The 12,353-nt window shown below is 68.8% G+C and carries 10 protein-coding genes; 3 read left to right on the top strand and 7 right to left on the bottom strand.

The window, feature by feature from the left end; translation table 11 throughout:
• Positions 1 to 10: 10 nt before the first annotated feature.
• The 6 genes from AC3ET4_RS15420 to AC3ET4_RS15395 all read right to left on the bottom strand — a co-directional run bounded on the left by AC3ET4_RS15420 (position 11) and on the right by AC3ET4_RS15395 (position 5,668).
• Positions 11 to 466: a DUF6238 family protein gene (locus AC3ET4_RS15420; RefSeq protein WP_431949495.1), complete on the bottom strand. Its 456-nt coding sequence runs from the start codon at positions 464 to 466 to the stop codon at positions 11 to 13.
• A gap of 44 nt (positions 467 to 510) precedes the next feature.
• A complete protein-coding gene (locus AC3ET4_RS15415) occupies positions 511 to 1,980 on the bottom strand; it encodes an SCO6880 family protein (RefSeq protein WP_431949493.1) in 1,470 nt (489 codons plus the stop codon).
• 90 nt (positions 1,981 to 2,070) lie between these two features.
• Positions 2,071 to 3,441 (bottom strand): SCO6881 family protein, encoded by a 1,371-nt coding sequence (locus AC3ET4_RS15410; RefSeq protein ID WP_431949491.1) that lies wholly within the window; start codon positions 3,439 to 3,441, stop codon positions 2,071 to 2,073.
• 31 nt (positions 3,442 to 3,472) lie between these two features.
• Positions 3,473 to 4,159 carry a hypothetical protein gene (locus AC3ET4_RS15405; protein WP_431949489.1) on the bottom strand — a complete coding sequence of 229 codons (687 nt, stop codon included), beginning with the start codon at positions 4,157 to 4,159 and terminating at the stop codon, positions 3,473 to 3,475.
• Entirely contained in the window at positions 4,159 to 4,467 is a 309-nt protein-coding gene (locus AC3ET4_RS15400; RefSeq protein WP_132850668.1) for a DUF6112 family protein, read from the bottom strand. Before AC3ET4_RS15400 ends, AC3ET4_RS15405 begins: the two co-directional genes overlap by 1 nt.
• A gap of 73 nt (positions 4,468 to 4,540) precedes the next feature.
• Positions 4,541 to 5,668: a C40 family peptidase gene (locus tag AC3ET4_RS15395; protein ID WP_431949486.1), complete on the bottom strand. Its 1,128-nt coding sequence runs from the start codon at positions 5,666 to 5,668 to the stop codon at positions 4,541 to 4,543.
• A gap of 641 nt (positions 5,669 to 6,309) precedes the next feature.
• Here AC3ET4_RS15395 and AC3ET4_RS15390 point away from each other — a divergent pair.
• A complete protein-coding gene (locus tag AC3ET4_RS15390) occupies positions 6,310 to 7,059 on the top strand; it encodes a DNA-methyltransferase (protein ID WP_431949484.1) in 750 nt (249 codons plus the stop codon).
• A 92-nt stretch (positions 7,060 to 7,151) separates the two neighbouring features.
• On the opposite strand, the gene AC3ET4_RS15385 is transcribed toward AC3ET4_RS15390, so the two are convergent.
• Complete coding sequence (locus AC3ET4_RS15385; protein WP_431949483.1) at positions 7,152 to 8,066, bottom strand: DUF5655 domain-containing protein; 915 nt, start codon at positions 8,064 to 8,066, stop codon at positions 7,152 to 7,154.
• 214 nt (positions 8,067 to 8,280) lie between these two features.
• Between AC3ET4_RS15385 and AC3ET4_RS15380 the strand changes: the two genes are divergently transcribed.
• A complete protein-coding gene (locus tag AC3ET4_RS15380; RefSeq protein WP_431949481.1) occupies positions 8,281 to 9,348 on the top strand; it encodes a serine/threonine-protein kinase in 1,068 nt (355 codons plus the stop codon).
• Positions 9,349 to 9,411: 63 nt separating this feature from the next.
• Positions 9,412 to 12,351 (top strand): DEAD/DEAH box helicase, encoded by a 2,940-nt coding sequence (locus tag AC3ET4_RS15375; RefSeq protein ID WP_431949479.1) that lies wholly within the window; start codon positions 9,412 to 9,414, stop codon positions 12,349 to 12,351.
• The last annotated feature ends 2 nt before the right edge of the window (positions 12,352 to 12,353 follow it).

Raw genomic sequence — 12,353 nt, 5'->3', positions numbered from 1 at the left:
GCTCCGGTGGTCAGTGGCGGGTGAGGCCGGTGAAGGGGTCGCGCAGGTCGGCCGGGGTGTGGTCACGGCGGACGCGGGCGGCGGTGGCCAGGTGGCGCTGGCACACGGTGAGGTCGGGGGCGCCCTCGGGAAGGCGGGCCCGGCACGCCTCCCGCGTGGGGAGGCGGCCGGTGAGTCGCTGCGGGGCCGCGTGATACGCGGCGTGGAGGTGCTCGGCTGCCTGCCACAGCCGGATACGGCAGGCCCTGAGGTGATCACCCTCGGCTGCGGCCACTGGAGAAGTCCGCGCGGTGTGCGCGTCCAGCAGGCCGTACAGGGCGACCAGATGGGCGTGCAGGGAGTCCAGTTCGGTGCGGCTGGCGGCGACCGGGGCGACGGGCATGTTGATGGCCCGGTGGAAGTCGAGCGCGGCGGTGGCGAACGGGACGAAGTCCGGAGCCAGTTCGGGCAGGGGCTCGGTCGGCATGGGAGTGCCCTTCGGTAGAGCGCGGTCGGTGGTGCTGGGCCGCGCTACAGGCGGGCGAGCGGCAGAGCGGCGTTGGTGAAGGCTTCGGCCTGCTGCCAGGTCAGCAGGCGCAGGTCGACGAGGGCGGCGACGGCCGCGGTCTCGATGGCGGCGCAGGCGGCGTTGAGTTCCTCGCTGGTGTCCGCGCTCACGGTGAGCAACCCGGTGAGCGCGACATCGGCGTGCCCCGCGATGAGCTGGCGCTCGCGCTGCTTGATGTCGGCGTACTCGACCGAGTCCTCCTCGGAGTCGACCTGGCCCTTGCGGGCCCGCTCGGCGGCGTCCGCGATCACGGTGGCCTTCTTGCGCTGAACGTCCTTGAGGGCGGCGTCCAGTCCCTTGGGCTCGTAGGTCAGCGAGAGGGTGCGGCGCACGCCGGTGGTGAACAGCAGCTGGTGAAGGAAGCCGGGGCTGGTATCGATGCGAGGCCAGTTCTCGATCCAGAACGTGGCGTGGTGGGCCGAGTCGGTCTGGATGCGGTCGGCCTTCTCGACCAGGACGACCGGCCCGGCGGCAGCGGGGTCGGCCTGCGGACGGCCCGAGTCGGACCACCGGTCGAGCGCGGCCGACGCCTTGGGGTCGTACGCGGTGCGGATCACGGCGGCGATCTCGCGCGCGGGCAGCCAGCCCCCGGGCATGAGCCCGGAGGTCCGGGCGGCCTGATCGAAGGTGGAGGCGAGCTGGGACAGAACGGCGAAGGCCCCGGTGAGCCCGCCGCCGGCCTGGTTGATCAGGTGCCGGGCCGCCTTGAGATCGAGGGCGAGGGAGACGTACGCCTCATGGGGTGCGGCGGCGGGGCCAGCGGCGGCCAGCAGGTCGCCGTAGATCGGACCGGCAAGCGGGGTCTGGACGTTGCCGTGCTCGTGCCAGTAGCGGTTGAGCGCGTCGCCGGAGTCGGGGACGGTGCGCTCCAACACCTGGACGCGGGCGATGTGGCCGGTGCGCGCGAGCGCGGCCAGGGTGTGGCCCCAGCCGGAGACGTTGCCGGTCTGGGTGGCGGGGTCGAGCAGGGCGAAGGCGCGGGAGGAGACCTTCACCACGGCGGCGAGGGTGGCCTGGTGCGGATCGTGCACCGCGCCGAGGCGGCCGTCCGGCGAGGTGACCACCCGCAGCGACGCGGCCGTGCCGGGCAGGTGGAGAAGGCCCTCCCGCTGCGGTCGGGTCGACGGGCGGGTGAGCCAGATCAGCTGACCGCGGAAGCGGCGGAGCGCGTACCGGGTCGCGATCGGCGCCCAGTCGGCGAGCGAGCGCCCGCGGTGGCGGATGAAGACCCCCGCGAGGACGACGGCCAACAGCGGTACGAGCTTGAGCGCTCCGGTCACACCGGAGGTCAGCAGCACCCCGAGCAGGAGCAGACCGCAGGCCGCGACGACGATCAGCTGAGGAGCCGAGAGACCGAGCAACACGCCCCGGCGCGAGCGATGAGGGAACTTGACGGTGGCCGGACCATCGGGGTGTGGAGCGTCAGAGAGCATGGCGAAGCCGTCCTTGGAACGTCGAAGAGAAGGAAGAAGAGGAGGACGGGGCGGGCCGGGCGGGCCTCGGCCCGCCCCGTCAGCTGCGGGCTACGAGCCCGATCGATCCGCTGGTCCGGGATAGATCCACCGCTGCGGGGTGGCGCCACCCTGTGGCGGAGGACCGCCGCGCCGTGGTGCCGGCGGGTCCAGGTGCGTGACCTGCGGCGGCGCGACCGAGGCGCCCTGTGGCGTCGGTCCGGAGACCACCGGCGCCGAGTCGGACGCCTCGCTGCCACCGGGGCGCTGGATGAGCGGGACTCCGCGGTCGCCGTCCGTGGGAGGACGGCGGATCAGCGCCTGACCCTTGTCGCCGGTCGCGTTCGGATCCTCACCGAAGCGGAAGTGGGTCTGCTTCGGCTTGGCCTCACCACCGGATCCGCCCGTCGGGTCGATCCCGGAGGCGACGCCACCGGAGCCCTGGCCCGGCACCTTCGCTGGCCCCTGCGGAGCCCGCATCCCGGTGCCGGCCTGGACCGCGAGCTGCCCCGCGGTCTTCGCCGCCCCTGCGGCGACCGCCATGCCTGCGACACCGGTGCGGTGCAGGTCGTCGTGGCCGCCGCCGTCGGCCGCCCAGTGGACGAACTTGTACGTGGCGTAGGGGCAGAGCAGTACCAGGACCATCACGACGATGCCCGCGATCGCGTCCGACAGGGCGCTGAGTCCGTCGCTCGCGTCGGTCTTGCCCATGGCCGAGACGCCCAGCAGGAACACGATGGTCATCAGGAGCTTGGAGACGATCAGGGTGCTGGTCGCCTCGATCCAGCCGCGTCGCCAGCGCCGTGCGACCTCCCAGCCGCCGCCGGCCCCGGCGAATACGGCCAGGGTGACCAGGACCAGGATGCCGACCTTGCGGGCGACCATCACCGCCCAGTACAGGAAGGCCCCCACCGCGCAACCGAGCGCGGCGATGGCTGGGAGAGTCCAGCCCAGGGCGTACATGGGCCCCAGGTTGTTGACCGCGATGATGCGGCGGACGGCGTCGTCCACGGAGGTGTTGGCCGCCTTGAAGAGGCCGGCGCTGAGCGCGTCGACCACAGTGATCGCGACGGTGGTGCAGGCGATGGCGGCGAAGGCGAACAGCACTCCGGCCACCGTTCCGTAGACCGCCTGAACAAGGGCGCGTTCGTCCCGACGCCAGGCGGCGCGGGTGAGCTGCAGGCAGAACGTGCCGACGGTGAGGATGAGGCCGATAGGCAGGATCAGCTCGTAGTTGCTCCTGAACCACTCGGCGTTGAGATCGATGGCTGTGGTCCTGTCGACGGCCTTCGAAGCCAGGTCCGCGGCGGCCTGGGCCATCTCGCCCATCGACTTGGCGATCCAGGCGCCGATGCCGACCGTGATCGCCTCGCCGGTCGAACCGACGACACCGCCGACGGTGTTGCAGACGGTGCTCATCAGAGGAAGGTCACAAGCCCCCATGAGGGCACCTCCTTTCGCGGGTTGAGGGCGATCACGGCGCGACGTTCGGCAGGACCCCGACGAGGGCGCAGTCCTGGTGCGGTCGGCACTGGACGGCGAGGGTCGTCGAGCGGGACTCGGCTCCGGCGCCGGAGCCCTTCCAGGCGATGGACTGCTTGCCGGTGACCGTGATGGCGTAGACGTACGCCTCGGTGATCGCGCCGGGGTCCTGGGCCAGGGCGGTCTTGAACGCCTGCGGGAAGTGGCCCTCGCCGACCGTGGCGCTGGCGTGCTGACCGTTGTCGTGCATCCGCGACCACAGCACCGGACTGGGCACCTGGTTCGAGACCGACTTCCAGTCGGCGTACTTCTTCTCGTCGGTCATCCACTGCTTGAGGCCGGCAAGGTGCTCGGCCTGCGAGAAGGAGCGGGTGTCGTACGTCCACAGGACCTTGGTGGCGGCCTTGGCGAACGCGATCGGATCGGTCGTCCTGGGCGGGGCGGCCACCGCCGCCCCGGTGCGCGTGGTGGCGGCCGGGGAGGGGGATGCCGAGGAGGATGCCGGCGTAGGGGTGGCCTTCGACGGGGCTGGGCTCTCCGTACGGGTGGCGTACGCGACCAGACCGGCGATGGCCAGCAGAACAGCGAGGACGATGCCGCCGATCGAGGCGCGGCGCAGAACCGAGGACGGGGCGCCATGCCTTCGCTGGCTGGCGGAGGGGAAACGTTCCTTCGACATCAGTGAACCTGCGTCCCCATCGCCGAGAAGAACGCCACGATGCCGTTGGCCGCGCCGAGCAGCAGCGCGCAGCCGGCGGCGACGACAGTGCCCTTCTTGCCGTTGGCCTCCGCCTGGTGGCCGCCGCTGTGGTGGCCCCAGGCCCAGACGAGGGCGGAGATGGCGAGGGCGCCGACCACGGCGATGATGCCGAACAGGTTGATGCTGCCCATGACCTTCTTCAGGACGTCGAGACCGGGCAGGCCGCCCTCGCTCGGCGTGACGCCGGGGTTGTACGCCAGGATCTGGGCGTGCTGAATGAGCTTCATTGGAACTCCAGTGCGATTTTAGGGCGTGCGAAGGCCCGGAGAGGGAGGTGCGAGAGGGGAGAGGAAGGGGTGGTCAGACGATCCGGCGGGCGGCGAGGACGTCCGGCCGCCAGTCGGCGAGGGTCGAGATCTTGACCACGTCACCGGTGCGCGGAGCGTGCAGGATCAGGCCGTCACCGATGAACATCCCGACGTGCTCTGGGACTTGGGCCGTACCGCGGGTGAAGAGGAGATCGCCCGGCTTGAGGGCGTCGACACCGACCGCCTTGCCGTCCTTTACCTGCGTGTACGTGGTCCGGGAGAGCGAGATGCCGCCGGCCTTGTACGACGCCTGCATCAGGGACGAGCAGTCGCAGCGGCCCATCGGGTCCTGGCCGTGCGGATTGGTGCACGCGCCACCCCACTGATACGGAGTGCCGAGCTGGCCCAGGCCCCAGCGGATGGCGGTGCGGATCGACTTGGGCGCATCAGCCGGGATCTTGTAGCTCTTGGGGACGGAGCCGGCGGGGATCGGACCGAACTTGGCCCCGTCCTCACCGGTGCCGCACCCGCCAGGCACCGAATACGTCTGCTCGTTCTCGTCGCCCTTGCCAGAACTCGACTCGGTTGACAGCGACTTGGCGATGGCCCTCTGCAGAGCCGTGGCCAGCGGCTCCCACTTGGCGTAGGCGTCGGGGAAGCCGCTCTTCTGGACCGCCTGCGCGGCCTGCGTGACGGTCATGGACTGCCAGCCCGAGACCTTGAGCAGCGCCTCGTAGAACTTCGTCGAGGCGTGCACCGGATCGCGGACCTGCTGGGCCGTTCCCCAGCCCTGGCTGGGACGCTGCTGGAAGAGGCCGAGCGAATCCCGGTCGCCGTAGTCCAGATTCCGCAGCCCCGACTCCTGCAGGGCCGTGGCCAGGGCCACGATCTGCCCCCGGGCCGGCACCTTCATGGCGACGCCGGTGGCCTGGATCGTCCTGGCGTTCGGGATCTGCTCCGCAGGATCGTCCAAGCCCGGGACCGACACCGCGGCCTTGCCGCCGCCCTTGAGGATCGACTCCACCTGCTTGGCGACCGCAGCAGAATCCACAGCCTGTGTATTGCCGCCCGCGCAGGCGGCCTGGGCACTGCTGGCACCGGCCAGAGCCATGGCGAGCGGGGCGACCAGCAGCAGCGGACCGAGCGCGACGGCCCCGACTATCGCCGCGCCCGCCTTCACGATCGCGAGCCGTCCGCCAAGGGGTGGGTGTGGGAGCCGTGCTCCGGAGATGGGCGTGCCTGGGCATGCTGCATCAGCAGCTCCTTACTCGAAGGCAGCGCGGCACCAGCGTTCTCGTCGAAAAGGTCACCGGCACCGCGCCGGTCAGGAATTCACATCACCTGGGATCAGGGAATGGAGAGTCCGGAGGTCGGGAGCGGCTAACTCCCGAACTCCGGAAACCCCTTTGCTGAGATGCGGCAGCCAGCCGCGCTCGTAATCTCACACGCCACATGGAGAATCTCTCCCGTCGAAATTTCGCGCCGCTTCATGAGCGCTGCCCACGTCGTCATCTGGACGGGACAACACGGAGCAACACAGCTCAAAGGAGGCGAAGCCAGGCCCCGTCCGTCGAACACGGCGAGACTGTAGAGACGGATTCCGGCCGCACCAAACGACGCCTCGTCCGGCGGCCGGGACCCGTCATCCGGTAGCAGAGCATCGTTAGGCGCGGCCGGGAATGACGGTTACTCTCCAGCCCATTGCTCGCCCCGGGCGGCTGTCTATGCGGCGGCCGGGAGCGACCCACGCTGGCGTGTGCAGAATTCCGGGAACGCGGAATCAGGCGCACGACCCTCCCTTCGGAAAGAGAGAACCGCGCAATGCCGTACACCCTGCACCGAGGCGACGCGCTGACCGCCCTCGCCGGCATCCCCGACAACAGCGTCGATGCCGTCATCATGGACCCGCCCTACAACAGCGGCGGCCGAACCAGCAGCGAGCGAACCGGCCGTAGTGCCCGCGCGAAGTACACCTCGGGCGACGCTGAGCACGACCTCGCCAACTTCCCCGGCGAGAACCGCGACCAGCGTTCGTACGGCTTCTGGCTCACCCTCCTGCTCACCGAGTCCTACCGGGCCACCGTCGAGTCCGGCGCCGCACTCGTCTTCACCGACTGGAGGCAGCTGCCCACCACCACCGACGCCCTCCAGGCGGCCGGCTGGACCTGGCGCGGCATCGCCTCGTGGCACAAGCCGGTCTCCCGACCGCAGAAGGGGCGGCTCAAGCAGTCCTGCGAGTACATCGTCTGGGGCACCAAGGGCGCGGTCGACCCCGACCGGAACCCCGTCTACCTGCCGGGCCTCTACACCGCGAGTCAGCCCAGGAAGGACCGCGTGCACATCACACAGAAGCCCGTGGAAGTGATGCAGGAGCTGGTGAAGATCTGTCCGCCGGGCGGAACGGTCCTCGACCCCTTCACCGGCTCCGGTACGACCGGCGTCGCCGCCCTGCGCGAGGGTCGCAAATTCATCGGAGCCGAGCTCTCCGAGCACTACGCCGACATCGCCGAACAGCGGCTGCGAGGTGCGCTGACCCAGGACGACTTCGAACTCGCCGGGCCCGAAGAGTGAGACCGAGAAGCCCCGGGCGGCAGAGCCCGAACGCAGAAGGGGCGGTTGTTCCACCATGCTGGTGGAACAACCGCCCTTTGCTGTAGGGAGAGTTACCCGGCCTCGATGCTCCGCTGTATCAGATCGGTCGCTCGTGCGAGGTCCTCACGTGAGCCGATCCGCACCTCGACTCCGTCTCGGATTCCAAGGACACCCACACCGCGCATGTCGCGGGAGAAGCCCTCCTGCAGCTCGACTGTGTCCGGATCGAGCCTCAGATTGACCACGAGCAGCCGGTTGCGCGGCTGCACGCGCACCGTGGCCACGTTCATGATCCGCCGGTATGCGACGTAGTGGAGCTGGGGCTCCTTGAGTACATCTCGGTGGGACAGCAGCAGCTCGTCGAGGTCCGCGTACAGCTCCTTGAGATCCTCGGGCGACTCGTCGAGATACTGCTGGACCGACTTCGGTGCCGCAGACGTTGCGCGGGCCGATCCCGACGCTCTGCCCCGCGCAGAGGTGCGGCTCCCGCCGGCTGACGCAATGAGCTGCAGCGTCAGCACGTCCTCGAAGACCCGGTACGTCACCAGGTCGATCCGGTGGCCGATCATCTCCACAGCCACCGTGTCGTGGTGGGTGAAGGCGCCGGCGACGCAGACGATCCGCGGAGCGCTCCAGCCGATCTCCGCGGCAGCCTCGTCGCCGAGCTTCTCCCGGGTCAGGCTCTCGAACTCGTGGTGGTGGTCGTGGAGCCACCACAGGTATGAAAGCCCCTGGCTGATGACGTTCTGGTCGCGGTTGCGCTTGTACTCCACGATGACGGGCGTGCCGTTCTCGTCCAGCCCGAGGGAGTCGATCCGGCCGCCGTGATGGCCGGTGCGATACTCGGTCGCCAGGAAGCGGATGCCGAGCATCGCCTCCATGTTGGCCTCGATCAGCCGCTGCAGATCGACCTCCACCCCCACGGAGGCCCCCGGCACCTCCGTCGCCTGTCGGCCTCTCACCCTGAAGACCTTCAGGTTGCTCATGAGCCTCCCCGCCCCACCTTGATCGACGGGAAGGAACAATCGAGGTCGGGGGGTGTTTATTCCGGCATGGGGCGATGCTCAAATACGCCTTGGTCGAGATCTCGAGAGGGCACGAGCGGAAGCCCGCGCCGCTGATAACCTCTCGTTGTTGACTTGTGGTTCTTCGTGTGTTGTGCGTCACGTGTGTGCGCTCGGACACGGAACGGGGGCGAGGGTGTTCGAGCCGCTGCGGGACAAGGACCCCCGAGAGATCGCGGGTTTCCGTTTGACCGGGCGTCTCGGCCAGGGCGCGATGGGCGTCGTCTATCTCGGTTACCGCAGCCCTCGTCCTGTGGCGATCAAGGTCGTGAAGCCCGCGCTGGCGGACCAGCCGTACTTCCGCCAGCGCTTCGCCCAGGAGTTGGAGGCCATCCGGCGCGTCGGCGGATTCCATACGGCCGCGCTCGTGGACGCCGACCCCGACGCCGAGCAGCCTTGGATCGCGACCGAGTACATCCATGCGCCCTCGCTCGCGAGGCTGCTCGACCAGCATGGGCCGGTCAGTGAGCTTGGAGGCTGGTGGCTGGCCGCGAGCCTGTCCGAGGCGCTGATCCACATCCACTCCGTCCACCTTCTCCACCGAGATCTGAAACCCAGCAACGTACTGGTGACGACCCATGGCACGCGCGTGATCGACTTCGGCGTCTCCCACGTGGGTGGGGCGACCGGGCTCACGTCCGGAGACTCTCCCGTCGGAACGCTCGCGTACATGGCCCCGGAGCAGGCGAAGGACTCCCGTAAGGCGAGTGAGCCGGCCGACGTGTACAGCCTGGGCGCGACGATCGTGCATGCCGCGACAGGGCATCCACCGTTTTACGCTGATATGCCGGTGCAGCGGATGCTCGATACGGATCCTGACCTTTCCGGTCTGCCGGAGAGCCTGCGAGACGTGGTTGTCAGTGCACTGTCCTACGCTCCAGAGGACCGGCCCACGGCCCAGACTGTGCTTGAGGCGGCCATGGATCGGTTGCTGGAGCATGCCGTGACAGTGAGCGGTCCAACGCATCCGCCGCTGCCCGACACGTTCCTCATGGATGTGTTGCAGGTGGAGGGGACTCCTCCCGTGCCGCCGCCAGCGGCGGTGCAGGCTCCAGGGAATCCCGGGGCGGTTGCGGAGGAACCGGGTGTTGCGGCCTTGCCCGCCGAACCGGCCGCCGCGGGCGCGTCCAGCGGCGGGGGAGAGCCGTGGGCCGACCGCTGGCGCGGGAAGATCCGCGACCGACGTTCCGACTTTGGCGGCTGAGGCCGCCGGCCGCGCAACAGCGCGTAACGAGGCAGTGTAAGAGTGAGTGAAGGAGAGAGCCCGGTGACCAGCGTCGTAGGCACCGCCAAGTTCGCCCCGGGCATGCAGGTGCGCGCGAGGGACGAGGACTGGCTGGTCGTCGAGGTGTCTGAGACGGCACAGGACGGGACAAGGCTGGACGTCCGAGGGATCTCCCCGCTCGTACGCGACCAGCGGGCTGTTTTCTTCGCCCACGAGTCCCTGGACAAGGTCACGCCCCTGCGTCCCGAGGACACCGACCTCGTGGTCGACACCTCCCCGGAGTGCCGGCGCTCCCGACTGTTCATCGACGCTCTGATCCGTAAGACCCCGCTGCCGCTGGCGGAGCAGCGGCTCGCGACAGTCGGCACGCACCTGGTCGACGACCTCGCCTACCAGAGGGAGCCCGCCAGAGCCGCGCTGAAGGGGCTGCGGCCCAGGTTGCTCATCGCCGATGCGGTCGGGCTGGGCAAGACGCTGGAGGTCGGGCTGCTCCTCTCGGAGCTCATCCGACGGGGGCGGGGCGAGCGCATTCTCGTCGTGACACCCAAGGCGATCTTGGAGCAGTTCCAGCACGAACTGTGGACGCGCTTCGCCATCCCTCTCGTACGCCTGGACTCCAGCGGTATCGAGCGCATCCGGCGGAACATTCCAGCCGGTCGCAATCCCTTCTCGTACTACAAGCGTGCGATCATCTCCATCGACACGCTGCGCTCCGACCGGTGGCGCAGCCACCTCATGCAGGTCACCTGGGACGCCGTCGTCATCGACGAGTCCCACAAGCTGATCAACAAGGGCACGAAGAACAACCGGCTCGCGGGACTGCTCGCACCGAGGACCGATGCTCTGATCCTGGCCAGCGCCACGCCGCACAACGGTGAGCGTGAGTCGTTCGGGGAGTTGCTGAGCCTGCTGGACCCGACCGCCATCCCCGACACCAGCGACTACGACGAGTCGCAACTCGGTCACCTCTACGTGCGTCGGCACAAGATGTCGCCGGATGTGTCGGCGGAGATCGGCCACAAGTGGAAGAGTCGCAAGAAGCCCGAGGCTTTCGACTGCCCAGCGAGCGACGCAGAGCAGAGGATCTTCGAGGAGCTCTACGACGTCTGGATCAACCCTGGGCAGGGCCGGTCGGCTCCGGTGAGCGGCAAGGGTGCCCGCCTCTTCCCCTACACCCTTCTGAAGGCGTTCCTCTCGTCACATAAGGCGCTGGCCGAGACGGTGAAGAACCGGATCGAGGCCATCGACAAGGACATCAAGGAGAACCCGGACAAGCGGGAGCAGCGTGCCGCTGAACGGTCGGCGCTCGTAAACCTGGGCGAGCTCGCTGCCGAGCCCACGGTTCAGGAGGCTGCCAAGTTCCGCCGTCTGGTGGCCGAGCTGAAGGGCCTGGGGGTCGGCCCAGGGTCCGGCACTCGCGTCGTCGTCTTCTCCGAACGCCGTGCCACGCTGAAGATGCTCCACGAGGCCCTGCCTGCAGAACTGGGCTTCGAGGCGAGCACGGAGAGGACCGGCGGCGCGATCCGACAGCTGCACGGAGGGCTGTCCGACGATGAGCAGCAGAGGACCGTCAAGGACTTCGGCCTGGCGGACACCGACCTTCGGATCCTCCTCACTGGCGATATCGCATCCGAGGGCGTCAACCTGCACCGTCAGTGCCACCAGATGATCCACTACGACCTGCCTTGGTCGCTGATCACCATTGAGCAGCGCAACGGCCGCATCGACAGGTATGGGCAGGAAGAGCACCCGGAGATCCGCGCCCTGCTGCTGGTCCGCCAGGACGAGGATCCGGCCGTCCCGTCTGCGGACCGACTAGTGTCGCGCCGACTGCTTGAGCGCGAGTACGAGGTTCACCGCACTCTGGGCGAGGCCGCCTCCATTCTTGGCCTGCGAGATGAGGACGCGGAGGAGGACGCGATCAAGACGGGCCTCGCGGACGGCAAGACGTTCGACGAGATCGTCCCGGCGCAGCCGGACGACCCCTTCGACCTCTTCATGGCCCAGCACACGGTCGACGGGACGGGATCGCATTACCGCGTGCCCCAGTTGTTCGCCTCCACGCGGGCCTTCGTGGAAGAGGCGCTCGACGAGGTGTACGACGAGAGCCCCCAGGCGAAGATCGGCATGCAGTGGGCTGAGGACCACCCCGAGATGCTCTCGTTCAGTCCTGATCGTGAGCTGCAGCGGCGGCTCCTCGTGCTGCCCCAGACCTACCTTGACGAGCGCGGCGTTCTTGAGGAGCTTCGGGTCACATTCGACCAGACATTCGCCCAGCAGCGGCTGGAGCGCGCCCGGGAACTGAGCGGTGAACGGCCCAAGGGCACGATCACCAAGCAGACGCGGCGCGAGACGTCCGGATGGCCGGACGTCAGTTTCGTGACCGACCAGCACCCGCTGGTGGAGTGGCTCACCGACAAGGTCCTGGTCCGCCTCACCCGCAACACCGCCCCCGTCATCACGGCCAACGTCGACGGCCCCAAGTTCCTGATGCAGGGCATGTACTCCAATGCCAAGGGCCACCCGACGGTCCTCGCCTGGTCGTGCGTGAGCGGCCTGGAGCACGGAGCCCCCGAGTTCGACGACGACCTGGTCAAGGTGCTGAATGAGGCAGGGGTGGCGCCGAAGATGCTCAACCGCCCCTTCGCGGGAGACCTGGACATGCTGCGGGCCTTGGTGCCGGACGCTGTCGCGGCCACCCGCCGGCATCTGACCAAGCTGCGTGCCATCCAGGAAGAACCACTCATCGAGCGGTTGGTGGAGTACGAGAAGCGCCTGCAGGCATGGCGCAAGGCGAGCGAGACGGCCTTCGAGCAGCTTACCTTCGGTTTCCGCCGTGACGATGCAGAGCAGCGCGTCGAGAAGACGGCCATAGAGGTCGAGCAGCTCATCGAGGACCTGGCCACGCAGGGCGAGGCGATGGTCCGCGTGATCGGGGTCCTCGTCCCGGCCACTGGGACCGGCGAGAAGAAGGAGGCGTAACC

The organism is Actinacidiphila sp. bgisy167, from assembly GCF_057707665.1.
The sequence above is the reverse complement of the archived record's forward strand: the minus strand, read 5'-3'. Positions and strand labels throughout refer to the sequence as shown.

Coding starts and splice junctions, on each gene's coding strand:
- AC3ET4_RS15420 (WP_431949495.1), bottom strand. CDS start 466: ATGCCGACCGAGCCCCTGCCCGAACTGGCTCCGGACTTCGTCCCGTTC.
- AC3ET4_RS15415 (WP_431949493.1), bottom strand. CDS start 1,980: ATGCTCTCTGACGCTCCACACCCCGATGGTCCGGCCACCGTCAAGTTC.
- AC3ET4_RS15410 (WP_431949491.1), bottom strand. CDS start 3,441: ATGGGGGCTTGTGACCTTCCTCTGATGAGCACCGTCTGCAACACCGTC.
- AC3ET4_RS15405 (WP_431949489.1), bottom strand. CDS start 4,159: ATGTCGAAGGAACGTTTCCCCTCCGCCAGCCAGCGAAGGCATGGCGCC.
- AC3ET4_RS15400 (WP_132850668.1), bottom strand. CDS start 4,467: ATGAAGCTCATTCAGCACGCCCAGATCCTGGCGTACAACCCCGGCGTC.
- AC3ET4_RS15390 (WP_431949484.1), top strand. CDS start 6,310: ATGCCGTACACCCTGCACCGAGGCGACGCGCTGACCGCCCTCGCCGGC.
- AC3ET4_RS15385 (WP_431949483.1), bottom strand. CDS start 8,066: ATGAGCAACCTGAAGGTCTTCAGGGTGAGAGGCCGACAGGCGACGGAG.